The sequence below is a fragment of the Pseudomonas sp. Sample_20 genome (assembly GCF_004307585.1).
Lineage (GTDB): Bacteria > Pseudomonadota > Gammaproteobacteria > Pseudomonadales > Pseudomonadaceae > Aquipseudomonas > Aquipseudomonas atacamensis.
On record NZ_RCOA01000128.1, the window covers coordinates 1 to 24873 of the forward strand.

A 24873-nucleotide genomic window follows, 5' to 3' on the forward strand; every position below is an offset into this window, starting at 1 on the left:
GCACCAGACACGACACGATCGCAAGCACCGGGACAAAGGTCGGCACGCGAAAATGGTCCTCCTCTACCCTGTCACGACGAAGAACCAGCACCGCCACATTGGTACTCAGAAAAACGAACAGCAACAGCAACACCACCGTCTCTGCCAGCGTTGCCAGCGTGCCTGTGAGTGTCAGGGCAATAGCGACCAAGGTCGTTGCGACAATGGCAGCCCACGGAGTTTTGCGTTGAGGCAGCACCGCACCCAAAACACCCGGCAACAGCCCCAAGTTGGCCATGCCATAAGTCAATCGACTGGCCATGATCATGGTTAACAACGCACCGTTGGCCACAGCGATCAGCGCAATAAAGGAGAACAGCGCCGGCGGGATTGCGAGGGTCGATGCGCGGACAACTTCGAGCAAAGGCGCTGATGTTGCCACCAACTTCTCGGTAGGCAACACCGAAGAAGCCGCCACACCCACCGCCATGTAAACCACGCCAGCGGTGAGCAAAGCGGCGAACAAGGCGCGCGGGTAGACCTTGCGCACGTCTTTGATCTCCTCCGCAAGATTGGCCGAGGTTTCGAAGCCTACGAAGGAATAGAAAGCCAACAATGCCGCCCCCAACACCGCCAGCATGGGACTGACGCCCGGCTTGAACGTGAGCGTCCGTCCCAGATCCGCATCGCCTGTGCGGAAATACCAGACAGCGGCGACGATCACCAAAATCAGCCCGGACAGTTCAATCACGGTCATCACCAGATTTGCCCCAAGCGACTCCTTGATCCCCCGCGCGTTGAGCAGGCCGATAGCCAGAAGAAACACCAGCGCTGCAATCTGCGGCGATACGTCAACGAAGGCGTTGAGGTAATCACCGGCAAACGCCAGCGACAAACCCGCAGCGCTGGTGACCGCAGCCGCCAGCATGCAGAAACCGACCAGGAAGGAAATGAGCGGCGACTTGAAGGCCTTTTCCGCGAACACCGAAGCCGCGCCGGCGTGGGGATATTTGGTCACCAACTCCGCGTAGGAACCTGCCGTCAACATGGCGAAGAACAATGCGATCAGCAGCGGCACCCAAATCGCGCCGCCCACTTCCCCCGCGATCGTTCCGGCGAGTGCGTAAACACCCGCGCCGAGTACATCGCCGAGAATAAACAGAAACAGCATCGGGAAAGTGATTGCTCGGCGCAGAGCAGGTTTATGAGTGGGAGCCGTCACGGTCATTCCTTGGTTCAGGTGTGGAGGAGCTGGAGGGTTGTCACCTCAAACAATGGAAATGGCGCCGAAAGCAAAGTTCAAAATCTGTGATGGGGCTTGTCGGCACGACGCTATAAACATTGCCAACTCGACACCTGTAAGAGCGAGCCTGCTCGCGAAGACCCCAGCCCGATCAACACAAAACATCAGCCAAAACCAATTCCCTAAACACCCTGTTTAAAACCGACATCCAGACTGTTCCAGCAAACTACAACGCCTTGCGCCATTGCCTACGACTACGCCAGAATCCGCCGGCTTGTGCGCCTCGGGCCGTGGTTCTATCGTTGGCCGGTCACTGAAAACAGTGATCGGGTTTGGTAGCCCGCTTTCCACATGGCGCATAACGTCATCGTATGCAGATGCTTTCGCATCGGTTTTATGGTGGCCATGCGCAGGGCGTTTTCGAGCGCGCCGGTTTTTCCATGTGGGCCGGTCTACCAACCTTCGTATGGCCACCACCCTTCGTTTGGTAGCGAGAGTGATGGCTCCCTTGGTCACATATGGAGCTTCACCATGTTCAAAGTCACGCCAAACCCGCCACAGTCAGACGCAACATCGCCCTACGAATCCCTCGACTCAAACAAACTCCACAAAGCCGCCGACCGCGCCCTCGACCACTACCTCAAACCCACCGACACCCTCAAAACCACGCCCTACCAAACCAGCAGCATGTTCCTCGCCAACCCGAAAACCGCGACTGAAGAATTGCTGGTCAACGCCAGCGAATCGCTGGGCTCGGCCTCGGTGATGCTGAGTGACGTGATTGGGATGGTTGAAGGATCTGCTCGCAAGACACTGCAAGGTATCGCGCAGGTCGTCATGCTTGGCGAACTGGCGGTCAATCAAGCGTTGGATAACGTCGTGCCGGTCGAGTAATCCTGCGGATGCAGGCGTTCGCTAATGCCTCGCGCTCATCGCGCGCGCCTCGATAGCCCAGCCTTGCGCTGGGCTTTTTGCTCGTCAGTGGCAGTGGTAGTCGTTGGCTTTATGGTTGCGATGGCAACCCTTTGCATCAGTGCCACCGCTGTGCGCAAAGGGTCTTATGCGCTCAGGCCGATCCAGCCATGGAAGCCGACATACAGGCCAACGCCAATGATCAGCACGCTGGACAGGTAAGGAGCGCGGCGCGCCACGGTTCCCAGCCACGGCCAGCGATTGGAGGCCTGTCTGGCACCAATGGCCGCAGCGGCACCGACAGTGACCAGAGTCAGCGCCAGGCCGATACTGAAACACAGGACGAGCATGCCGCCGAGCGCGACCTCTTTGACTTGCAGGCACAGCAACAGGACAGTGATGGCAGCCGGACAGGGAATCAGGCCGCCAGTCAGCCCGAACATGACGATCTGGCCCGTGGTGACTTCACGGTTGGTGAAGCGTTTACGGATATCGTTGGCATGAGCACGTTCGTGCGCATCCTGATAGCCATCGATCGACAGCTCCAGGCCTTCCAGTTCGGAATGCGCATGGCCGTGATCATGCTCCTGGAACATGAGATCGTAATCATGCGAATGCCCGGCATGTCCAAGGCTCAAGCGAGCGCTGAACTCGTGCGGTTCCGGAATATCCACCGTCGACTGCAGAAAGCCTTCACGCTCGACGAACGCGAACGATTGGCTGCTGCCGTCCGGACGCGTCGTGGTCAGGCGAACATCCGAGGCTGCCCAGGCGTGTCCGCTCAAGGTCTTCAGGCGCCAGTGCGGTGGCATGCCCTCCTCGAAGATCGACAGTTCAACACGACCATGGCCGGTATCTATTCGGTGCGTTTCATCATGATGACCATGGTCGTGTTCGCCGTGATGGTGATCATCGCTTTGCTCGAACTTGAACATCTGCTCACCGCGCCAGGTACGCCAGAGCATCCACAGGGCAATCGCGATGATCAGTGCAGAGGAAGCAAGCTGGAAATACGGCTCAGTGGTTTCAGCGTCCAGACCTTTGCCCAGGTACATGCCGCCGATGGCGACCAGCCACACCATGGCGGTGTGCGAAAGCGTTGCGGCCAACCCCAACAAAACAGCCTGTTTGACCGAGCCACGGATGGCCACGATGAAGGCCGCCATCATGGTTTTCGAATGACCTGGCTCCAGGCCATGCAAGGCGCCGAGCAGAATCGCGCTCGGGAAATACAGCCAGGCGTGAGCCCCGCCTTGCTGCAACAGTTCAGCGAAATCGGGCATGTCAGACCTAAAGGTACTTGGTGATTTGTTTGAAGGCTTCCAGCGGTGCGCGCTCGCCATTGCCTAGCGCCGAAACGGTATCTTCGAGGCAGTGGTCGATGTGATCCTGGATGAGCGTGCGTTTGGCCTGGCAGATCGCTTTCTCGACCGCATGAAGCTGCTGGGCGATATCCACGCACTGACGCCCTTCTTCGATCATGGTGATGATGCCGCGCAAATGCCCGTCCGCCCGTTTGAGGCGTTTGATGATCGCCTCATGACTTTGGTGGGTGTGGGGATGGTTGTGATCGTGTTCGTGCTCACTCATGAGTTGAGTCTCAGGGCTCGATGAATCGCTGGCATCCTATCCCCCCAGGGGGGATTGGGCAAATCGCTTGAACGCCCTGTCAACGAGTTAAACCTTTAACGCCATGTACAGCAAAACACTGACTACAACGGTAGTAATCGCGCTTGCTCTCGCCATGTTCATGGCCTGGGCCGGGCATACCTATTCGTTGTCAGTCACCTCGGGGCAGCCAGCCTGGGAGATCGCTCAGGACGTCCATCATGCTCACGGCGAAGAGTCGTCATCCAGCCACGACCGGCGATTACCTGAGCGTCAAACAGTAGTCCGGAACACATTGCAAACGAGGCCGCAAATGCGGCCTCGTTTTTTTCTGCGCGACGAAAAGCGCTGGATTCAAATCCCGCAAATGTCCGTGCGCAGCCGCCAGGCGTCTTTCGCCGGTGGCATGCCGAACAGACGGGCGTAGTCTCGACTGAACTGCGAGGGACTTTCATAACCGACTGCATATCCCGCCTCTGCGGCATCGACCGCTTCGGTGACCATCAGCCTGCGTGCTTCCTGTAGCCGCAACTGGTTACGAAATTCCAGCGGGCTCATCGAGGTGATCGCCTTGAAATGCGTATGAAAAGAAGAACGGCTCATGCCGGCGATTTCGACGAGTTCATCTATCCGACACGCTTCGTTGTAGTGGCTGCGTAGCCAGGCAATGACCTTGGCGATCTGGTTCAAGCGGCTGTCTGCCTGCGCCATCTGCCTGATGATGCTGTTGCCGTTCTCGGTGAGAAGGCGATAAAGAATTTCGCGAATCACCAGCGGAGCGAGCGCTTCGATATCCCGAGGCCTGTCGAGCAGCCCGGCCAGCCGAACCGCAGCATCCAGCAGTTCTGGAGTCGTATCGTTGAGCGTAATGCCTGCCGGCGGTGCACTGACGCTCTCTTCTCTTAGCGGATGGCGCAGCGCAAGTTCACTCAACACAGCGGTATCGAGATCCAGCGCCAGGCACAGATAGGGAACAGCCTCACTCGCCTCGATGACCGAGCCCATCACCGGAAGGTCTACCGATGCAATCAGGTACTTGGCCGGATCGTAAACATAGGCGGTAGTGCCCAGCATCGCTTGTTTACGTCCTTGGGCGACCAGGCAGAGTGTTGGCTCGTACACCACCGGCATGGGCATCGTGGGCGTAGCCGAGCGAATAAGGCTGACACCCGGGATCGCGGTGCTGTGAATGCCGTCATCCAGGACGTGACGACCAACGATATCGACAAGCTTTGAAAGGGAATTCAAACACAACTCCATAACGTGGGGATGCGGCGGTTAAACATCTGGCCTATCGGATGATCAAGCAAGAAATCAGGACGATCCTGCAACAGCCCTCCTCCGCTCATAAGTCACACTTCAGATGAAGCCCAGAGGTACTGCCGGCCACACCCGCGCCGATTCTTTGCCAAAGCCCCATATAGAGCAACGGCGTGAGGGAACGCAACTAGCGGCTTACAGATAACAACAACGGCCCATCCAACTCGGGACAGATTAAGGAGCACAGGAAATGACGTTTGTTCACCGCCTCTCTACAGCGCTAGCATTAGTCTTCACCACACTCATTGCAGGGCCGGCGCCCGCCGTGGCCAGCGAACCGACTACGGAACGCAACCGCCAATTCATTGCGCAAGCGTTCAACCAGTGGGCTCAGGGCGGCCGGACGTTCTTCACAGATGTGCTGGCTGCCGATGTGATCTGGACAATCAAGGGGACGAGCCCTTCGGCAGGTACTTATCGGGGCCGAGACGACTTCCTGAAACGCGCAGTCCAACCCTTCGCAAAACGGCTCGCCTCGCCCGTTCGCCCGACGGTGACGGATATCTGGGCTGAGGGCGATGACGTCGTTGTGCACTGGGACGGCGTTGCGACGGCAGCCGATGGCGCGCCTTATCGCAACAGCTACGTATGGATCATGCGCATGCGAAATCTGCAGGCAGTTGAAGTCATTGCCTTTCTCGACCTAGTGGCTTATGACGACGTTATCAGGCGAATTCCGCTTAAAGCGGGCGACGGTGAATAGATAAGCCCGCCGAGATCGATTGGAGGAACTGCCTGCAGGAAGCTGCGAGATATTACGCAGGTGGACATGTCACCGAATGTCGGGTTACGGCTAATAGCGGACACTGACGCTTCGCATCACCAGCGGCAAAGCAGAGTGAAGAACGAGCGTCGCTTTTTGCTGCCCGAGTGCATGCGATTGTTAGCTATTTGTTGGTGAAACATCCTCAACCACTTCAACACCAAGCATGTTTCGCAGGGGAATGAGGGACGATGGCAACTTTGATCCCAAGACGAGCACTGCTCGTGCGTTTTGTGGGCGTGACTTCGAGAGCAATACCGCCTCCATGACTGCCCGGTATTTAACACACTGGAAGAGACCCCGGACGATATCGCCTTCAGTCGATATCGAAGATTTAACCTCTGCCGCTACCCAAACTTTGTTACCGCCGAAAGAGACGTCCAGACAGTCCCCGGACGGTAATGGATACTCGGTGGCGCCCTTTGAACTATTGGGGCCAAGACCGACGACTTTTGGGTTTTGAGCGACATACATTTTGAGAGTCTTGTGCTGTTCGCTCTCGCCACCACTGACTCCACCGGCGGCTTTCCTCACGAAAGCAGTGAAATCGGACGTTGTTGCTTCAAGCTCTAGAGCTTCAAGAACCTCCCGCCATCGGGCGTACGAAAATACATGCTGAAGTTCTGCCTCAACGATTGCCCTCTTCTGTCGAAGCGGAAGTGATGCAAAATCCTCTTTCTTCACAAGAAACCCGCCGATACCTTCTCCGGGCAGTCCCGTGTTCTTGTTGACGACAAGACATTGTATTGGTGGGACCTTGGATTTCCATGTCTTTGAAAGTAGCTCCAGAGACTGTCCAATGCTCCCAAGGACGTAGTTCAGGTTGCGTGGGTTGGGCATTCCCAACTCTTCGGCAAGATCGGAGTAGAAGATCGGCGCGCCTGCCTCCGCTTGACGGACAAGTAATGGGAGCGCAGCGCGAGCCCTCACCTGATACGCCTTATCTCCAGAAATTGGTTCAGAAACTTTGGCCGTGCTCATCATGTCCTTCTAATTGGCTAAAGTCACCGGCAGCGGCTTTGTCGCGCAACGCCTGGTGTTTGATCGGTTGGCAAACTACGTCGAGGAGGCAATGATTACCTTCTCGGCCAAGTACTTTACGAGCGGTACTTCCTTGCGTATTTCGGCTTCAGCAGCTCGGGTTGGAATAAAGTTTTCTTGACGATTATAGCGATCAGACGAGTGTACCAAAGCATTGCGAATCAACTTCACGCGCTTAGCCACGTTGCCAACTATGTGGCCGGTAAAGGCTCTGACTTCGTTTTCTTCGCCGAATAGTTTCCGCTTCTTTGTGAACCATCTATCACCGAGATGGCTCTCATAGGCGTCGATGAATGCAATGAGTTCCGACTCATCCACATGCTTGCTCAGGACGAGCCTGAGCATTTCTGTCTCGTCGGATTCGCGCTTATGATTAATTGTTGCCTGAATAACTTTATCGAGATGTCTTGGCTTGGTAGAAAACAATGGATCATTGATCAGGGTTGTCAACTTTCGATAAAGCTCTTCGTCAGAAACTGACAGAAAAAAATATTCCAAAACTTGGTAGAACGATAAGAATTGATTTACGGGATCTTCGACCGCCATGCCACGTTGATAGAAACGCGCAACATCCCTATTGATTTTTGCCTTCGGCAAAGGCAACTGCTTTCCGAAATCGTTCTCCTCAAACTGAAAGCTCTCTCCAATCGCCTGCCTTTTCGGTAGCTCTTCTTCGAGTACGAGCGACATGCCTTTTAGATATGAAAGATTGAACAGGCAGCCCTCAATTAAATCGAGAGCCTTCTTAGCTGCAATTTCTGCCGATGCCTCGGATAGGCCAATAACCTTTATAGTCAATGGCGCATACAGGAAGTCACTTAGGGTAGAACTCTCACGGTCTGTTCGCCGCATGCGAATTCTTTCAACTGTCCTCATGACTGAGTATTCGTGAAACCGATAGTAGTTCTTGAAGTCAGAACTTGCATCTCCGATTTCGACGACCAAAGGACCGGTTTCCGCGGTGCCAAATTGAATTACTTCTCCGCGAGGATTCCCAAGCAATGGAGAGAAGCGGTTTGCGCTAGTAATCATCTGTTCGTAGTAAACGGGGCTACACAGGCAGGTTTCGAATGGCTTATTCTCGAAAGTTGCTTTTCTACTTTCGAAGTCGAGGTATGCATTTAAGTCTTCGGAAGAGACTTTAAACTTAGTTCCTCCACGCGTCTTGAAATATAGTTCATCCTTATGCTCGTCGACTACCTCAATCCACGGGCGAGCGTACTCTTTCTTGAATTTTTCCTTTGCTTCGTCGAGGGTCATCAGTGATGTTTTCCTGAGTTCGCTAACGTTTGAATTCCCCGTCCTGCGCGGTTTTCGCGAAAGTCTGGTGGAATGATGGTTTGGCGGAATGATGTCATTCGTCGTTCAATTGCCCGCAGATCACACAGCGAGATCCATTCCATGCGGCAATGGAGCCACAGCAGGGGCAACAGAAGCTAGAGTCCGGATTTCGAATAGCAGATCTTCCACCAACGCCATAAGGCCCACGAACAAGCTGAATTCCGCTTTGTTCAGTGATAATTTCGTACAGCGGTGTCAGGAGAATCGGTTGTCCAGAGAGGTCAGGTTGCCGATGCTGAGATATGAACTCGCTAAGAGTCTGAATTACTTCGTCGTCTAGAATCCCATCATCCCGCGCGCGCTCCAAAACAATAAGTGCGTTTGTAATTTTTCGCTTTGAAACAGTCTCTGCTGCAAGCGCTTGCGCGTCAGCCGCCTTCGCAATGGCTCGCTGAAGACGAACTTGGATTATTGGGGTCGGCTCAAAGACAAGATCGTTCTTTGTGCCGTTGCATGGCCTACATGCTGGCAGCCAATTGGCAAAGGAGTTTAGATCAAAGTTGGAAGGAAGACCAAAAGCGTTCAGAGTAGCTTGTAGCTCCTTCGGCTTTTCGATCAACGACTCAGGAATGACGTGGTCGACTTCCATAGTCTTCAGATTAAGAGGCAGGTTGCAGAGATAGCACTTCTCGCCGTGGGTCGAATAGATTGCGGCGCGCTCGGCTGTCGAAAATTTGTATGTAGACATCTAGCGCGTCGCTCCTCCGCCTAACGTACCCCGCCCATGCTATAACCCCCTGACTGCATTGCTTTGAACGCTTAAAAGGAAGCGATGTGCAATGGAGCAGAAGCGACAAGATCTGCTCCGAGGGTACGTAATCGTTGGGTCGTGTGTCTATGGTCCGGTATGAATTAAGTGCTCTATCTGTGAGTGTCTGCTTTTGGCCGATTGCTTCCCGTCGCAATGGCAATTGCGCTCAGCATTGGCTTTACTGACATTTTTGACGAATCGATGGCTTGACACCCTGGCTTATCGGACGGGTTATGAGGCTGTCAAGGGGCTTGATCTGCCCTAATCCTCGCCATTCTCCATTCTCCATTCACATCGCCTGCCAGCTTATTGAACAGCTCACTGAGCTGGCGCTTGAAGAGGCCATCCGCCGACGCGTCTTGAGCACTTAGGCCTTTCAAGCGTTCGCTTCGCTAAAACTCGGGCCGACTTGAAGGCCTGCCACGATGGAAATACGTCGAACTACGACCCCGCCAGGGCTTACCCCCTATAGCAAGCAGCGCTATTGCTGGATCGATTCCACGCCGGCCAACTCATCGTCGCATTGATGCAGTCCTCAGGACATGGTGCTGAAAACACCTGAACTCTCTCCAATCTGCCCCTCAGCCCGCAAAAAATCCACAAACGCCCTCAGCGGCGAAGGCATGTGGCGGCGGCCGTGGTAATACAGAAACGGGCCGTCGAAGGCCTGCCACCAGTCCTCGAGAATCGGCACCAGTCGACCATCGGAGAGCGGCTCGCGCAGGAAGTCCTCGAAGGTATAGACGATGCCCAGCCCGTTGATGGCCGAGCGAATTTTCAGATCGTGCGACGACGTCAGCAGTTGCCCCTGAGGCGGGATACGCACGATACGGCCGTCTCGATGGAACTCGAATACGCCGACTTTGCCACTCTCGAACCGATGGCCAAGCAGGTCATGGCTCGGCAGTTCTTCGGGGTGAGTGGGCGTACCGCGTTCAGCCAGATAGCCCGGGGCGGCGGCTGCAACGAAGCGTTGGCGACGCGGGCCGATGGGCACGGCGATCATGTCTTTGGCCAGGCTCTCTTCATAGCGCACGCCGGCGTCATACCCGCCAGCGTTGACATCGACGAAGGTGTTGTCCATGACGACTTCGACACTGACCCCTGGATAAAGGCGCAGAAAACGCGCCAGCAGGTCGGGCAACAGAAAGCGTGCCACCGGCACTGGCACATTGAGCTTGAGCGTGCCGACCGGGCGCTGAGCGTCGTCGTCCAGATCGTTGAAAGCGGCGTCGATTTCTTGCAAGGCCGGGCGCAGGCGCTCGAGCAATCGCTCGCCGGCGGCCGTCGGCGTGACGCTGCGCGTGGTTCGATTGAGCAGGCGCACACCCAGGTCGCTTTCCAGCCGGCGCATGCAGTCGCTCAACGACGAGGCGGACAGCCCGCGCTTTTGCGCGGCAGCACGAAATCCCCCCGCCTCGACCACCGCAGCAAATATCGACACATCGGTAAGGTTTGGTTTACGCATGAATGCTTCCTCCGCAGGCGCCTGACTGTACGCTATACCGTACGGGTCATCCACCAATGCCCGACTTATCCTCGCGCACTCGTACACCGATACTGCTCACTCGCCCCGCCAAGCGGGAACCTGTCACGCGAATGAGAATCCCCCGATGAGCCATTCACCCGCTACGCCGAGCAATACCGCGACCCAACGCCTTCTCAAGGCCACCCGAATGCTGTTCGCCATTTCCGCGATGGCCGGCACACTGGCTGCGCAGGCGACTTCCCGAACGGAGCCGAAGCCGGACTGGTCAACCCACGATATGCCCAGCCAGAAAGGCCGCATTGTGCTGGTGACCGGAGGGACCAGCGGCATGGGCTATGAAGACGCGCTGGCCCTGACGCGAGCCGGTGCCGAGGTGATCATCGCCGCACGCAACGCCGAGCGCGGCCGCGAGGCGATCGCAAACATCAAGCAAGCCGTGCCCGAGGCGCGCGTGCAATTCGAAACGCTGGACCTTGCCAATCTGCAATCGGTGCGCGACCTCGCCAATCGTCTGCAAGGGCGCCTGCCGAGGCTCGACGTGCTGATCAACAATGCCGCGATCATGTCGCCGCCTGTTCGAGGCGTTTCCGCCGATGGCTACGAGATGCAATTGGCGACCAATTACCTGGGGCATTTCGCCCTGACCGGCCTGCTGATGCCCCTGCTACGCAAAAGCGACGATGGTCGGGTGGTCAGCCTGTCGAGCATCGCCGCCGGGCGCGCAAGCCTGAACTTCGATGACCTGCAGGCTGAGCGCAGTTACGACCCTTTCGCCAGCTACAGCCAGTCGAAACTGGCGGTTCTGAAGTGGAGTATCGAGCTGCAGCAGCGCAGCGATGCCGCCGGTTGGGGGATACGCAGCATCGCCGCGCACCCCGGCGTTGCCGTTACGGAGCTGATCGCCCGGGGGCCTGGCCTGGACAGTGAATTCGGCAAACAATGGGCTGTAGAGCGGGACCTGTATCATTCCGCAGCGCAGGGCGCGCTGCCGACGCTGTATGCAGCGACGGCGCTGGAGGCGGTTGGCGGCGCCTACTACGGGCCTACCGGTGATAACGAGAAGCGCGGGCCGCTGGGCTTCGCCAAGATGCCGCCGGCCGCTGCCGATCGCTCGAATTCGGCCACACTGTGGCAACTCTCCGAGCGACTGACCGGTGTCACCTACCGCTGACCGCCCGGCACGGGCAGGCCCCGTGCCATTGCCCCGCCACTCCCACAGGAGCGCAACATGGATACGTCTCTTCTCGCCCACCGCGCCGGCGCCATCATCAATGCCGAGGCTCACGAGCTGCGCCCTGCGCTCAATGGCTTTCTGCTGTTCGTTTGCCTGTTCGCCGGCTATTTCATGCTCCGTCCGATCCGCGAATCGATGGGCATCACTGCCGGCGTCGAGAACTTGCAGTGGCTGTTCACCGCGACCTTCCTGGTCATGCTGGCGGCCGTTCCGCTGTTCGCCTGGCTCAGCGCACACGTACCGCGCCTGCATTTCGTGGACTGGGTATACGGGTTCTTCTGCACCAATCTGCTGTTGTTCGCCGCCTTGTTCCTGGGTGAGGAAAGCCCGTGGCTGGCGCGCGTGTTTTACGTGTGGATATCGGTCTACAACCTGTTTGTCGTATCGGTCGCCTGGAGCCTGATGGCCGATGTATTCGACAGTGCCCAGGCCAAACGTCTGTTCGCGTTCATCGCGGCGGGCGCCAGCGTCGGCGGCCTGAGTGGCCCTGCGCTGAGCGCCTTGCTGATCGGTCCGCTGGGTGAGTCCGGCCTGATGCTGCTGGCCGCTGTTCTGCTGGCCGCTGCGATGTGGTTCAAGCGCCAGTTGATGCGCTGGCGTGAACGGGGTGGCGCAGGACGCCCCGATGCCGCGCCGAGCGAAAGCCCTCGCAGGCCGTTGCCGGGCAATCCGTTCAGCGGTATGACGGCCGTTCTGAAATCACCCTACCTGCTCGGCATCTGCGGCTTTGTGGTGCTGCTGGCGACAGTCTCCACCTTCCTTTACTTCGAGCAGGCACGCGTCGTCGCCGAACACTTCCCGGACCGCGAGGCGCAGGTGCGCGTGTTCGGCATCATCGACTTTGTCGTGCAGGCGGGCGCCCTGCTCTGTCAGCTGTTCATCACTGGACGCCTCGCGCAAAGGCTCGGCGTCGGCGTGCTGTTGGCCATGGTGCCGCTGGTCATGTGCGCGGGATTTATCGGGCTGATCTTCGCCCCCGGCTTTGGTCTGATCGCCGCGCTGATGATCGTGCGCCGCATCGGTGAGTACGCCTTCGTGCGCCCAGGCCGAGAGATGCTGTTTGCCCCGCTCGATGCCGAAAGCAAGTACAAGGCAAAGAACTTCATCGACACCGTGGTCTACCGCGCCGGCGATGCCATCAGTGCCTGGGCGAAAAGCGCGCTGGACGCCTTCGGCCAGGGTGCAGGCATGGCAGCGCTGGTCGGCGCGTTGTGTGCATTGCTGTGGGGTCTGCTGGGATGGCGGCTCGGCGAGCGGGCGGACCGCCGAGCCAGTTTGTCGGCGGCGCGGCAAAACCCCGCCTAGCGTTCAAGGGTCATTGACGGAGACAGGCATTGCCGTAGAATCGCCCGCCCAAAAAATCAGCTTGCAGAGCGAGAAGGAGCTTCGATGCAACGGGTGATGATTGTTGGTCAGCCTGGGTCTGGCAAAAGTACGTTGGCGCGCAGGCTTGGTGAGCGCACGGGGTTGCCAGTCGTGCATATCGACACGATCCATTGGCAGCCAGGCTGGATCGAGCGAAGCCCGGATGAGAAGACCCGACTCTGCCTGGAGGTCGAGGCGCGTGATCGCTGGATATTCGAAGGTGGCCATTCGACCACTTGGGAAAATCGCATCGCCCGTGCAGATCTGCTGATCTGGATCGATCGTTCGCCACCGCTTCGATTCTTGCGCGTCCTGCGTAGAACGCTGCTCAACCACGGTCAGTCTCGGCCTGACTTGCCGGAAAACTGCTCCGAACAGCTGGCGCATCTGCCGGAGTTTCTAAAGTTCATGTGGCGGACGAGAAAAACCTCGCGAGCCAAAATGCGCCAATTCGTGTTAACGGCGCCATCGGCTTGCCGGGTGGTTCATCTGCGATCCAATCGAGAGACGAGGATATTTCTTGAAAGCATTCGCCATGCACAGGGCCAGACTTTGCAGACTGACTGACGGCTGACCGCTCCACCAGGGAACTGCCGGTGCCAGGCATCGTCCGAGCTTAAGCGTTTAAGCAAACTGCTCGCCACGAGGTTTCCGTTTGAAAGCTGCCATCGTCAAAAAATACCGTCTGATCATCAAGACCCTGGGTTACGTGGGCTGGTCTTTGTTCTGGTTGCTGCTCTGGGACATCGCCGTCACCGTCGACTTCATGCTGTTTCTCAACGCCAAGCTGAACCTGCCGTTGATGCCGCTGACCTTGCTCGGTTCGGCGTTGATCGTGTTGATCAGTTTTCGCAACAGCAGCGCTTACAACCGTTGGTGGGAGGCGCGGACGCTGTGGGGATCGATGATCAACAATTCCCGCAGCTTCGCCCGGCAGGTGCTGACGCTGCTGGACGACGCTGGTGGCGAGGTGAATCCGGTCAAATCCACGCTGTTGCGCCGCCACGTCGCCTACGTGAATTGCCTCGCCGCGCACCTGCAAGGTCAGCCGTGTCCCGACGAGGTGCGGGCGTTTATTCCCGCCGAAGAATTCGCCCGCAGTGGCACAACCAATAACTTTGCCAACGATATCCTCACCGGCTCGGCGACTTTGCTCGCTCGCGAATACAAGGCCGGGCATCTGGACAGTATTCGCCTGGCGCGGCTTGAATCGACCCTGGTGGACTTGTCCAACAGCCAAGGCGGCATGGAGCGGATCGCCAATACCCCGCTGCCCTATCCTTATGTGTATTTCCCACGGCTGTTCATTTCGCTGTTCTGCCTGATCGTGCCGATAGGACTGGTCGAATCCCTCGGTTGGTTCACGCCGCTGGCGTCGACCGTGGTCGGGTTCATGCTGCTGGCCATCGAACGAATCGGCACCGATCTGCAGAGTCCGTTCCGCCACAGCGAACACCAGATTCAAATGGAAGCGCTGTGCGAAACCATCGAAAAGAATTTGCAATCGATGCAGCGTGATTCGTTGGGGGATGTACGCAGGGTTGAGGAGCCCGCTTGAGGCGCTGCTTTAGCAGCAGCGCTTTTCATCAGATGCGCAGTAACTATTGACGAGTGTCCGCCGCCTCGGCCGGGTAAAACTCGCCCTGCTTGCCCATTTCTTCGAGTCGTTCGCGCGCTACCGCCTCAACACGGGCCACTGCGTCTCGATCGTCAGGGTCAACCAACTGCAAGCACAGGCGTCGCACATTTTGGTCATGGGTCCCCTCGCTGAGCATTTCGTGGGTGAAGACTTGTTCAGCACGCCATAGGCATAACTGGGTATGGGTCCCGCCGAGCCATATCTCGTTGATTGATCCAAGATCAGTGGTTGCCAGTTGATCCACGGTGATTGTCTTATCCATTGCGCCGTACCTTGAAAATGCTTGTACAGGTACGACTGGCAGGCATAGCGAGTCGTTCAAGTCGTCGACAGTCCACCCACGCCCCACTCTCACTTGTTCGGAAGATTCTTATGAAATCGCCAAAAATCGAAGATTACATCGTTCAATGGCCATTACTGGGCGTGGACTCCGCTGCCCCTTGGGCGGTGGTTCAGGATTGCGAGAGCCGGATTCTGGAATTGCTTGAAACGCTCGGCCCGGGGTACCGGCGCCACAACAATTGTGCGATTCATGAAACCGCCATCGTTGAGCAAGGCGCCGTTCTCAAAGGCGCAATCATCATCGGCGAAGGCTGCTTCGTCGCGGCGGGGGCTTATCTACGTGGAGGTGTATACCTCGGCAGAAACTGCATCGTTGGCCCCAGCTGTGAGCTGAAAAGTACCTTCATGCTCGATGGCAGCAAGCTTGCCCACTTCAACTTCGTCGGCGACTCATTGATTGGCGAAGCGGTCAATATTGAAGCCGGCGCGATCATCGCCAACTACCGTAACGAACTGGACGGAGCCGATATCAAGATCCGCCACGAAAATCAGGTGATCGAAACAGGCGTCAGCAAATTCGGAGCGCTGGTGGGTGACGGCTGCAAGATTGGCGCAAACGCTGTGATTGCTCCTGGCGCTTTGTTGCGGCCCGATACGCGTGTTCCTCGCTTGGGATTGATTGATCAGTTTGCTTACGATCAATAGCAATCAGCCAAAATGCACAGGCGTGCACGCCGCGGCGAGTCGAAGCGGGAAAGTCTTCTTTTAGCAACAAGCGGCAATCAGGCTTTGGACGCCCATATAGCCTCTTATTTAATTAACGGTAAATTTGTTGTTGGTTTTATTCGTCGTACTGTCAACAAACCAAATCGCGCCCCCGTCTGTTAAAACCCTGCTGCATTCCTTGCCGTATTTTTGATAGGCAACGCAGATCACATCCCCCGTAATCACCCAACTTCCTGACTGCATGGACTCGCTGGAAATCTGAATCTGTGCAGTTCCGTCAGCGCTTAATACTTGAGAAAAAGGATAGCCAGTGGACGTTACGCTGGAATGTTTTCGGCCTATGACCGTAGTTTTTATTTCGCTGCCCGTTAGCTGCTTTGCGGTCGCCGGTGCGTCCGCATGGGCGTCGAGCGCAGCTTGATTACCGGACGAAGCGCAGCCAATCAAAAATAGAACGGCAACCGCATAAAAAAGGAGCTTTTTCATAACTATCACCCTTTCGCTTATTGAGGCACTATAGAAGTACCGGACTTATATTAGACACGAAACGGATCGACAATATATTCGATTACTATAAAGCCAATAGCACTCCCACCTATACACCCCCAAACTGTAAAGCAATCGGACACAATTCGATTTAGTTTGGTAGCGTCGCCGCCATTTAATTTTGCGAACTCAGACCATTCAACTTAACGATGAAGTGCTGGCGCCCAATTGGCGATTTCCGCCCATAGCGAGCCATCAGAAATGACCGCTGAAGTCGAAAGCAAACGATGCTCTAAAGCGTTGTCACCAGAAAGTCACGCCAATTTCCTAATCTTCATCCCTCCCGTCGCCCCAAGAGCTCGCATTCCAAAATGCCGCCCATCACCGCCACCTCCGCAGCCCGCCAAAAGATCATCCTGCGCTCCGACAACCTCACCTCTTCCGACTTCGGCGCGCTCTTCTCCAGGCTCTTCGGCAACCGCTACGCCGATACTCCGCCGCCACCTTCCAACATCATCATCGGCGGGGTCTACGGGCGGCACGACGGGGTGAGTTTTCGGCGTATGCATTACCACGGCGATTTCAGCGTCACCCTTCCCGACCCGCAGAACGAAATCACCTTCGTCATCCCCACCGCCGGCAAGATCGTTTTCAACCACGCCACCGAGTCCATAGGCATGGAGCATGTCGGTCTGGCGATCGACAAGGCGGATATCCGTTCGATGCGTTTTGTTGACGATCACGCGCATCACGGCATTTCGATCAATCGTCAGCAACTCACCGAGCGGTTGTCGGCGCTGCTGGAGAAACCGGTCGTGCAGAAGATCGTGTTTGAGCCAAGCGTGGATCTGAATACCCCGGCATTTCAGGGCCTGAAGGCGTTGATTGATCTGGCCACGGGCACTGAGTTCGATGCCTTGATCAACAGCGGCACGCTGATGCCGTCGCGCTTACGCGAGATGTTGATCGATGCGGTGCTGGAGGCGTGGCCGCACAATTTCACCGAGGCATTACGGGGGCCGGCGCCGTGTGTGGCGCCGCGACATGTGAAGGTGGCGATGGAGTTTATTCAGGCGCATCCGCAGCAGTTGGTCAGTGGCGTGGATCTGGCGCGGTTGAGCCATGTCAGCCAGCGCGCCTTGCAGGAAGGCTTTCGACGTTTTGTCGGGATGTCGATCGTCGCTTATCAGCGGCAGGTGCGTTTGCAGCGCGCCTATGAGGCGTTGGCGCGAGGGCATGCAGGCTCTGTGACGGAGGTGGCGTTGCGTTTCGGCTTCAGCAATGTCGGGCGCTTTTGTCAGTATTTTCAAAGCGCTTACGGCGTAAGCCCAGCGGAGTTGAAGGCCAGGCGTTGACCATTCGGTCCGGCGAAACCTGCATTTGATTGAACAGCAGGAATCTCAGGGCGACTAACCCCAGACAGGTCGTTTGACGGCATCGCCGATTCAAGCGGCGTTTACCTGGCTGCGACCGACGGTGCGTTTCTGCGCGCGTCGGTGCAGGCTTCGCAAGGGGGTTTCCATGACCGAGGATTTCATCGGCTTTTTCACGGCTCACACGATTTTAGGAATTTCACTGGCGAACTGGGTCCTGGCGTTCCTCGCCGCGACACTCAGTTATCTGCTGACCACCACGGCGATCCGTTTCGTGTTCCGCAAGGTGCAGGCGCGGGCCAGTGCCGGCAATGGACATCTGACCTACATGGCCAGCGAAGTGCTGGCGGCGACCAGCACCACGTTGCTGCTGTTGGCGTCGATTCTGGTCGGCATCGGGTTGCTGGATTTGCCGGAGCGCTGGCTCGGGCGGGTCAGCAGTTTATGGTTCGTGGTGGCGGCGTTGCAGGTCGGCCTGTGGACCAACCGCGCGCTGGCGCTGGGGTTGCATCGGTATTTCTCGCGGCATAACGCGACCGGCACTTTTCAGGCGAGCGCCCTGGCGACCCTGAGCCTGTGGGGCGTCAAGGTGTTGCTGTGGGCGGTGATTCTGCTGGCGATGCTGTCGAACCTGGGCGTCAACATCACTGCATTCGTCGCCAGCCTGGGTGTCGGCGGTATCGCGGTGGCGCTGGCGGTGCAGAACATTCTCGGCGACGTGTTCGCCTCGCTGTCGATTGCCGTCGACAAACCGTTTGAGGTGGGCGATTTCATCGTCGTCGGCACGCTGGCCGGTACGGTCGAGCACGTCGGCCTGAAGACCACGCGCATCCGCAGTCTCGGCGGTGAGCAGATTGTCATGGCCAACGCCGACATGATCGGCAGCACCATTCAGAACTACAAACGCTTGCAGGAGCGTCGAGTGGTGTTCGAGTTTCGTCTGACTTACGAGTGCACCAGCGAACAGATCCGCCAGATCACTCAACGCGTTGAAAGCATCATCAAGAACGAAAAACAGGCGCGCTTCGACCGCTGCCATTTCCGCAGTTTTGGTGAGAGTGCGCTGGAATTCGAGACGGTATATATCGTTCTGGACGCCAGCTACAACGTCTACATGGACGTGCAGCAACGCATCAATCTGGCAATCATGGAAGCGGTGGCCGAGCTGGACGCGACGTTCGCCTTCCCGGCGCGCACCGTGCATGTCGCCTCGCTGCCCGAACCCAGCGCGCAGCCGGCACGCACACCGCAACCTTCGCGTGCGCAGCATGCTTGAGCGCAAGAGCCCGGCAATTTGCCGGGCTCTCTGTGTTCAAAACGCGTAACTGGCCTTGAGTCCGCCATTGAAACCATGGCTGTCACCGCTACCGTTGGCGCCGACCTCAGCGCCCACACTCAGGGCGCTGAGGTTGGCCATCAAGCTAACGCCGCCGCTGAACTGGTCGCGATTGTCGAACGCCGCGCGCTGCTCGATATCCAGCCCCAGCAGGTGGCCTTCGCTGTCGACTTGCTGATCGCCAAGCGCACGTTCATAGCCCACGCGAACGCCCGGGACCAACTGCCACGCACCCATTGCCACCGGCGCGAATGACAGGTCGAGACTGGCCACCGCGCTGCGGCGGGTTTGCTTGATGCCGTCGACGTCGAGCGCCAGCTCACTGCCCTTCTCTTTGAAACCTTGCAAGTCGAGATGACTGACGCGAAAGCCCAGGCTCGGTTCGACAATCACGCTGCTCAGCGGCAGGCGATACCCCAACGCCACGGTCGCGCCAGTGAGATTGCCGTGAGTGTCGCCCTTGGCAGTGCCGAGGCCACCGCCAAGCTCGCGTTTGCTGTCGTAGTCGACATATCCGGCGCTGGCGTTGGCATCGACAAACATGCCGCGCTCAAGGCTGATGAGGCCGTAACGCGCACCGAGGTTGAGGAAGGTGAAGTTCGTATCGGCCTCGCCACCCGCGCCGCCCACGCTGCCCTTGCTGTAGCCAAAGCCGCCGCGTGCGCTGAGTTGTTCGCTGAAGCGCTGGGTGATGCCGAGCATCAGGCCCTGGCTGTGCTCGTTGCTGCTGTCGGCGTGGGCCGAGCCGTCCGTGCCGAGGTAGCTGGCGAGCGCGGTACTCCAGAGGCGGTATTGGCCGATCTTCAGATCGCTGCCGCTGGCGAACGGTGCGGCGGCTTGTTCGATCATCGCGTTCTGCCGCAGCAGGTAGCTGGCCGCATCAGCGTGGACCTGTCCGCCAACTTGAGATTCGACACCGCCCAGAGTGCCGGCGTCGATCGCCGATTGCAGGTAGTAGTTGTAGGCGCTGTAGGTGCCGGACAGCTCGGAGTTCTGCAACTGCCGCAGCAACTCGGCACCAGCGGCGGCATTGCCTATCAGCCCGGCCTGCCCCGGCAAGCTGTTGTACTCGACCAGTTTGCCGCGCAATACGTAAATGGTTTCCTGGGACAGACCGAGGCCCTGCTTGAGGTAGTTGTCCATGCTGCCGTACTCGGCGGCGACCTGGTCGAGACCGGCCTGCAAGTAACTGGCCTGAACGCCGAGCAGCGGCTCGTAGACAGCGGCCATACTCGGCGGCAGCGCTTTCAAGGTCGCGGCGACGCGGGCGGCGGTGTAGTCGTTGGTCGCCAGATAATTGGCCATGATCGTCGCCTCATCAACGCCAGCGATGCTCTGCAACACGGCGGCGGTCCAGCCGGTGCGGTCCTTGCCAGCGGTGCAGTGGAACAGTTGCGCGGCGTCGACACTGGCCAGCTCATTGAACAACTGGCCGAACTGCCCGCGCATGCCGGCATCGCTGACGAAAGCGCGGTTGGTTTCCTCCATCATCGCCACGGCCTCGGCGGCGCTATGGAACGAGATGCTGGTGATGTTCGAACCGGAGGTGGTGCTGCCGATGATGTCGATGTTGCGATAGACCGCGCCCGTGATCATCGTGTCAGGCGTGGCGGCAATTTCGCTGGGCGTGCGCAAGTCGTAAATGGCTTTGATGCCGAGACCATTGAGCGTCGTCAGATCCGCCGCCGACGGCGTCAATGCGTTGGAGCGGTAGAACACGCCGCTGCGCATAACGCCGTCGTGGGCGGTGGAGTACGCGGTGGTGATGCCGGCGATGTCGCGAAAGTTGTCGATGCCGGACAAGCGCGGCGTGTCGAGGGTGACAGGCTCGGCCCCATGGGCAGCGGCGATGGAAAGGCTCAGAACGGACAGCGAACACAGAAGACGTTGGAACACAGTGCAGCCTCATGAAATCAGCGTTGGGCTGGTCACTATGGGCAGGCGAGTGGGAGGGAATATGACAGTTTTGGCGCACAACAAAATGCCTGCGCGAATGGGCCGTGGGGTGCGTGATCGGTCCATCAATCCTGCTTGAATGTGTTGAAGATCCCTGTGGCAGCGAGCCTGCTCATGAAAGCGGCGTGTCAGCCGATTATATTCAAACTGAAAAAAAGCTTTCGCGAGCAGGCTCGCTCCCACAGGGTTTGGGGAAGTATCCGTTTTTTCAATTTGTCGCGCGCAATGCCAACCCCTTATAAGACTGCCATCACTTTCAAGAACAAGAGGCTGTACCCATGAGCAACGCCTGGAACGAAGGTTATTTCACCGACGAAGGCTACACCTACAGCTATAGCCGGGAGATCAATCCGGTGTTCCTGCGTTACTGCCTGTTGTTGCGCGGGTTCGCCACGCTGGAAAGCAACGACGGCGTGCACTGCGAACTGGGCTTCGGTCAGGGCGTGTCGATCAACATCCACGCCACCGCCAACCCGGGTTCGTTTGTCGGTACCGACTTTCACCCGGGTATGGCGGCCCATGCCATCGACCTCGCGACTGCCGCCAACAACGGCGCCCGTCTGTACGACGACAGTTTCGAACAGCTGCTGGCGCGCAATGACCTGCCACAGTTCGACAGCATCAGCCTGCATGGCATCTGGACCTGGGTCAGCCGCGACAATCAGAAACTGATCGTCGAATTCGCCCGCCGTCACTTGAAACCGGGCGGCATGCTTTACGTCAGCTACAACTGCTTCCCCGGCTGGTCGCCGTCGGCGCCGCTGCGCAATCTGTTCAGCCTGCATGACCGTTTCGCCAACGCCTCGGCGCGCTCCGATGAGCGTATTGACGCCGCACTGGAGTTTTCCGAAGCGTTGCTCGCGGCCAATCCGAAGTATGCCGCTGCGGCACCGAGCCTCGGCGCGCGGCTGCAGAGCATCAAGGGCCAGGATCGTCACTACGTCGCCCACGAATATTTCAACCGTGACTGGAACTGCATGTACTTCGCCGACATGGTCGACGCGTTGGCCCCGGCCAAACTCGACTACGCCACCACGGCAGTGCCGCTGGACTCGGTCGACCCGCTCAACCTGAGCGCCGAAGGCATGGACTTTCTGGAAACCATCGAACACCCGATCATGCGCGAGCAAGCGCGGGACTACTTCGTCAACCAGCACTTCCGCCGCGACCTGTACGTGCGTGGCGCGACGCGCCTGTCCGCTGCCGAACGCCGGGCGAGAATGCTGCACAGCCGTTTCGTGCTGCTGCAACCCTGGGAAACCGTGGCGGGCTCGGTCAGTGGTCCTGCCGGCGAAGCGACGCTGCAACCGGAGATTTACGGACCGGTGCTCGATGCACTGGCGGCACAGAACTATGCGGCCAAATCGATGCGCCAATTGTTGTCCGAGGCTGCGCTGGCTTACGACGACCTCGAACAAGCCCTGGCCGTGCTGATCGGTATGGGCGCTGTCGCTCCGTGCCAGAGCGAGGCCGCCGAGTCGCAGGTCAGCGGTCGCTGCGCCGCGCTCAATCTGCAACTGTGCAAACGCTCGCTGTACGGCGCCAACATCCAGACCCTGGCCAGCCCGGTCACCGGTGGTGGCGTGACGGTCAGCCGCTTCCAGCAGTTGTTCCTGATCTCGATCAAGCAAGGCAAACAGCAGCCGGCCGAATGGGCGCAACTGGCGTGGGGGGTGATCAGCGAACAAGGTGAAGTGCTGGTCGACAATGGCCAGCCGCTGCTCACCGCTGAAGCCAACATCGCCGCGCTGACCGCACAGGCGCAGGTGTTCGCCGAGCAAACGCTGGTGGTGCTGAGGGCGTTGAAGATCGCCTAACGCTTCAGTTCGGGTGTCTTTATCTTCACAGAACGACCCGGTCGGCTCCCTCTCCCTCCGGGAGAGGGCTGGGGTGAGGGGCTTTTGATTTCAGCTATCACAAGCAAACCCTGACCCCAGCCAACCGTCCTGTTTGCGGAACTTTCCGCGCTCTGCCGCCCGTCCTGCCACTCGGCAAAAAACGAAATTTCTGCTGCGCGCCCTCCTCACAAACTATGCATGCGCCAACGCCCAAAAGGGCAAGGCGCGATAGCCTGGTCTGAGGAAAATTTGAATGTTCATACATAACAAGCGACTTCAGTACACCGTTCGCGTGGCCGAGCCCAACCCGGGTCTGGCCAATCTGTTGCTGGAACAATTCGGGGGCGCCAATGGCGAACTGGCCGCGGCAGCGCGCTATTTCACCCAAGCCTTGGCTGAGGAAGATCCGGGGCGCAAAGACCTTCTGCTGGACATTGCCACCGAGGAATTGAGTCACCTGGAGGTGGTCGGCTCGATCATCGTCATGCTCAACAAAGGCGCCAAAGGTCAACTGGCAGAGGGCGTTCAAGAGGAAGGCGAGCTGTACCGCGCGCTGAATGGCGCCGGCAATGACTCGCACATCACCAGCCTGCTCTATGGTGCCGGCGCGCCTCTGGTCAATTCGGCTGGTGTGCCGTGGACGGCGGCCTACGTTGACTCGATCACCGAGCCGACCGCCGACTTCCGTTCGAACATCGCAGCCGAAGCGCGGGCGAAAATTCTCTACGAACGCTTGATCAACATCACCGATGATCCGGGCGTCAAAGAGGCGCTGGGCTTTTTGATGACGCGGGAAATCGCCCATCAACAGTCCTTCGAAAAAGCCCTGCATTCGATCCAGCCGAACTTCCCGCAGGGCAAACTGCCGGGCATGCCGGAGTTCACCAACAAGTACTTCAACATGTCTGGCGAGCCCAACGTTCGTGGTCCGTGGAACGAGGGCGGCGCGTGGGAGTACGTGGAAAACCCAGAACCTGCGGTGGACGGCGGCGATGGTCTGGCGACCGTCACCCTGCCGGCTGAAGACCAACAGGTGCTGGAGGCGATGAAGATCCGCACGGCGTCTGACCCACTCAGCGAACCGGTGACCGGTGCTGATCTGGGCTCCGGTTACGTGCAAGGCAAAGATGTCTGAACCCCGTCCGGCGGCCCCGGATCGGGGTCGCCACTTGCTCAAGGTGATCAACATGAAAAACAGCAAAGTCTCGGCACTGACCTCTGAACATTTTCAACGTTTGATGGAGCACGCATACGCCGGTTTTGAGCTGGACTGCAAACAGGCCTGTCGGGGATTGAAAGTCAGCATGGCGGTGAATGTATTTGGCCTGGGCACCCTGCTGCCGAATAATTTCGCTGAGGAGACTGCCTTTCCGCCAGCGGACACACATCCAGCCGTCGACGACGCCTTGCCCACGATGCCGGTGGTCGCCAAGCGCGTATTGGCGCAGCGCAACCGTTCCATCGACGGGGCGGAAAGTTTTCATCGGTAACAGGAGCGCGATATGAGAACTTATAAAAACCTGAGTTTACCCTCAAGCCTGGGTGTCGCCCCGGGACTCCAGTTTCTGCTGGGCTGTGCGATATTCGCCGGCGGAACGCTGATCCTGATGAGCGAACTGGCGGGAACCTTCTTTGCGATGTGAACCCTGGTTTGCTATCGGGCGTTCAAAACAGCACCGCAGCCGCTTCCCTCATGAAGATCTCAACGGTCTTCGGCCCTATCCCCTCGAACTCGGACAGGCGCTTCTCCAGCGCCTTACGATCCGCGCTCGCCGCCACGATGTTACTCACCTTACCGGCGTACTCGCTGTTGAGCTTGTTGGCCAGCGCGAGCAGTCGCGACGCCGTGCTTTCATCGTAACGAACGTAACGCGCCTGCCCCAGCATCGACACCAATTGACGGTGTGTGCACTGCGCGAGCTTTAGCGGGGTGTCGTTGTGATGCTGCTCTACTATGACCTGATACGCCTTGGCGGCGATGGCGCCCTGAATCCTTTTGCCCATCAGAAAACTCGCCAGCAGCCATTTGAACAGGCCGGCTTCGTTGGCATTGTGCAGGTCGATGTTCAAGTCACCGGCGGTGATGATTTCGCTCACAAGTCTCACCTCAAGGCGCGCGTCAATTACAGATGTTGACCCGACACGGCTTGGAACGATCCAATCGCGACCGCCTGGCCAAGGCAGTAAATTG

26 protein-coding genes are annotated in these 24873 nt (G+C 58.2%); 13 read left to right on the forward strand and 13 right to left on the reverse strand.

Annotated elements, in window-relative coordinates:
• A partial coding sequence (locus D8U70_RS25215; RefSeq protein ID WP_130930012.1) for an APC family permease occupies positions 1–1207 on the reverse strand: 1207 nt, incomplete at its 3' end.
• A 546-nt stretch (positions 1208–1753) separates the two neighbouring features.
• Here D8U70_RS25215 and D8U70_RS25220 point away from each other — a divergent pair.
• Positions 1754–2116, forward strand: coding sequence for a DUF6124 family protein (locus D8U70_RS25220; protein WP_130888012.1), 363 nt, complete (start codon positions 1754–1756; stop codon positions 2114–2116).
• A gap of 84 nt (positions 2117–2200) precedes the next feature.
• On the opposite strand, the gene D8U70_RS25225 is transcribed toward D8U70_RS25220, so the two are convergent.
• The 4 genes from D8U70_RS25225 to D8U70_RS25240 form a co-directional block, all read right to left on the reverse strand.
• Positions 2201–2302, reverse strand: coding sequence for a YHYH domain-containing protein (locus D8U70_RS25225; protein WP_130930066.1), 102 nt, complete (start codon positions 2300–2302; stop codon positions 2201–2203).
• Positions 2281–3417 (reverse strand): nickel/cobalt efflux protein RcnA, encoded by a 1137-nt coding sequence (locus D8U70_RS25230; protein WP_130930013.1) that lies wholly within the window; start codon positions 3415–3417, stop codon positions 2281–2283. Before D8U70_RS25230 ends, D8U70_RS25225 begins: the two co-directional genes overlap by 22 nt.
• Positions 3418–3424: 7 nt before the next feature.
• Positions 3425–3724, reverse strand: coding sequence for a metal-sensing transcriptional repressor (locus tag D8U70_RS25235; RefSeq protein ID WP_130930014.1), 300 nt, complete (start codon positions 3722–3724; stop codon positions 3425–3427).
• A gap of 372 nt (positions 3725–4096) precedes the next feature.
• Positions 4097–4990: an AraC family transcriptional regulator gene (locus tag D8U70_RS25240; protein WP_177433997.1), complete on the reverse strand. Its 894-nt coding sequence runs from the start codon at positions 4988–4990 to the stop codon at positions 4097–4099.
• A 262-nt stretch (positions 4991–5252) separates the two neighbouring features.
• Between D8U70_RS25240 and D8U70_RS25245 the strand changes: the two genes are divergently transcribed.
• Positions 5253–5765, forward strand: coding sequence for a nuclear transport factor 2 family protein (locus D8U70_RS25245; RefSeq protein ID WP_130930016.1), 513 nt, complete (start codon positions 5253–5255; stop codon positions 5763–5765).
• Positions 5766–5945: 180 nt separating this feature from the next.
• Here D8U70_RS25245 and D8U70_RS25250 read toward each other — a convergent pair whose 3' ends face one another.
• The 4 genes from D8U70_RS25250 to D8U70_RS25265 all read right to left on the reverse strand — a co-directional run bounded on the left by D8U70_RS25250 (position 5946) and on the right by D8U70_RS25265 (position 10426).
• The gene (locus tag D8U70_RS25250; protein WP_130930017.1) at positions 5946–6806 is read right to left on the reverse strand and encodes a hypothetical protein; all 861 of its coding nucleotides are present in this window, start codon (positions 6804–6806) and stop codon (positions 5946–5948) included.
• Positions 6807–6881: 75 nt separating this feature from the next.
• On the reverse strand, positions 6882–8126 hold the full coding sequence (locus tag D8U70_RS25255) for a hypothetical protein (RefSeq protein ID WP_130930018.1): 1245 nt from the start codon (positions 8124–8126) through the stop codon (positions 6882–6884).
• Positions 8127–8220: 94 nt separating this feature from the next.
• Complete coding sequence (locus D8U70_RS25260; RefSeq protein WP_130930019.1) at positions 8221–8895, reverse strand: HNH endonuclease signature motif containing protein; 675 nt, start codon at positions 8893–8895, stop codon at positions 8221–8223.
• A 598-nt stretch (positions 8896–9493) separates the two neighbouring features.
• On the reverse strand, positions 9494–10426 hold the full coding sequence (locus D8U70_RS25265) for a LysR family transcriptional regulator (protein WP_130930020.1): 933 nt from the start codon (positions 10424–10426) through the stop codon (positions 9494–9496).
• A 145-nt stretch (positions 10427–10571) separates the two neighbouring features.
• Here D8U70_RS25265 and D8U70_RS25270 point away from each other — a divergent pair, with 145 nt between their 5' ends.
• The 4 genes from D8U70_RS25270 to D8U70_RS25285 all read left to right on the forward strand — a co-directional run bounded on the left by D8U70_RS25270 (position 10572) and on the right by D8U70_RS25285 (position 14604).
• A complete protein-coding gene (locus D8U70_RS25270; RefSeq protein ID WP_130930021.1) occupies positions 10572–11618 on the forward strand; it encodes an SDR family oxidoreductase in 1047 nt (348 codons plus the stop codon).
• Between the two features lie 57 nt (positions 11619–11675).
• Positions 11676–12986, forward strand: a complete 1311-nt coding sequence (locus D8U70_RS25275; protein ID WP_130930022.1) for an MFS transporter — start codon at positions 11676–11678, stop codon at positions 12984–12986.
• Positions 12987–13070: 84 nt separating this feature from the next.
• The gene (locus tag D8U70_RS25280; RefSeq protein WP_130930023.1) at positions 13071–13613 is read left to right on the forward strand and encodes an AAA family ATPase; all 543 of its coding nucleotides are present in this window, start codon (positions 13071–13073) and stop codon (positions 13611–13613) included.
• An 88-nt stretch (positions 13614–13701) separates the two neighbouring features.
• Positions 13702–14604, forward strand: a complete 903-nt coding sequence (locus D8U70_RS25285; RefSeq protein ID WP_024012629.1) for a bestrophin family ion channel — start codon at positions 13702–13704, stop codon at positions 14602–14604.
• 43 nt (positions 14605–14647) lie between these two features.
• Here D8U70_RS25285 and D8U70_RS25290 read toward each other — a convergent pair whose 3' ends face one another.
• Positions 14648–14947, reverse strand: coding sequence for a hypothetical protein (locus D8U70_RS25290; RefSeq protein ID WP_016774369.1), 300 nt, complete (start codon positions 14945–14947; stop codon positions 14648–14650).
• 110 nt (positions 14948–15057) lie between these two features.
• Here D8U70_RS25290 and D8U70_RS25295 point away from each other — a divergent pair, with 110 nt between their 5' ends.
• Positions 15058–15672 (forward strand): transferase, encoded by a 615-nt coding sequence (locus tag D8U70_RS25295; RefSeq protein ID WP_110645737.1) that lies wholly within the window; start codon positions 15058–15060, stop codon positions 15670–15672.
• 108 nt (positions 15673–15780) lie between these two features.
• Here D8U70_RS25295 and D8U70_RS25300 read toward each other — a convergent pair whose 3' ends face one another.
• Positions 15781–16179 (reverse strand): hypothetical protein, encoded by a 399-nt coding sequence (locus D8U70_RS25300; RefSeq protein ID WP_110645738.1) that lies wholly within the window; start codon positions 16177–16179, stop codon positions 15781–15783.
• A gap of 371 nt (positions 16180–16550) precedes the next feature.
• On the opposite strand from D8U70_RS25300, the gene D8U70_RS25305 reads away from it, so the two are divergent.
• Entirely contained in the window at positions 16551–17534 is a 984-nt protein-coding gene (locus D8U70_RS25305) for a helix-turn-helix domain-containing protein (RefSeq protein WP_130930024.1), read from the forward strand.
• Between the two features lie 166 nt (positions 17535–17700).
• Complete coding sequence (locus D8U70_RS25310) at positions 17701–18828, forward strand: mechanosensitive ion channel family protein (RefSeq protein WP_051600421.1); 1128 nt, start codon at positions 17701–17703, stop codon at positions 18826–18828.
• Between the two features lie 36 nt (positions 18829–18864).
• Here D8U70_RS25310 and D8U70_RS25315 read toward each other — a convergent pair whose 3' ends face one another.
• Complete coding sequence (locus D8U70_RS25315; protein ID WP_130930025.1) at positions 18865–20784, reverse strand: tyrosine-protein phosphatase; 1920 nt, start codon at positions 20782–20784, stop codon at positions 18865–18867.
• 338 nt (positions 20785–21122) lie between these two features.
• Here D8U70_RS25315 and D8U70_RS25320 point away from each other — a divergent pair, with 338 nt between their 5' ends.
• The 4 genes from D8U70_RS25320 to D8U70_RS27835 all read left to right on the forward strand — a co-directional run bounded on the left by D8U70_RS25320 (position 21123) and on the right by D8U70_RS27835 (position 24325).
• Positions 21123–22661: a class I SAM-dependent methyltransferase gene (locus tag D8U70_RS25320; protein ID WP_130930026.1), complete on the forward strand. Its 1539-nt coding sequence runs from the start codon at positions 21123–21125 to the stop codon at positions 22659–22661.
• A 274-nt stretch (positions 22662–22935) separates the two neighbouring features.
• The gene (locus D8U70_RS25325) at positions 22936–23817 is read left to right on the forward strand and encodes a manganese catalase family protein (RefSeq protein WP_122750710.1); all 882 of its coding nucleotides are present in this window, start codon (positions 22936–22938) and stop codon (positions 23815–23817) included.
• Between the two features lie 34 nt (positions 23818–23851).
• Complete coding sequence (locus D8U70_RS25330) at positions 23852–24172, forward strand: hypothetical protein (protein WP_130930027.1); 321 nt, start codon at positions 23852–23854, stop codon at positions 24170–24172.
• A gap of 12 nt (positions 24173–24184) precedes the next feature.
• Positions 24185–24325, forward strand: a complete 141-nt coding sequence (locus D8U70_RS27835) for a hypothetical protein (RefSeq protein WP_177433998.1) — start codon at positions 24185–24187, stop codon at positions 24323–24325.
• Between the two features lie 22 nt (positions 24326–24347).
• Here the strand turns inward: D8U70_RS27835 and D8U70_RS25335 are convergent, their stop codons facing one another.
• Positions 24348–24779: a DNA methylase gene (locus D8U70_RS25335; protein ID WP_130930028.1), complete on the reverse strand. Its 432-nt coding sequence runs from the start codon at positions 24777–24779 to the stop codon at positions 24348–24350.
• Positions 24780–24873: the final 94 nt, after the last annotated feature.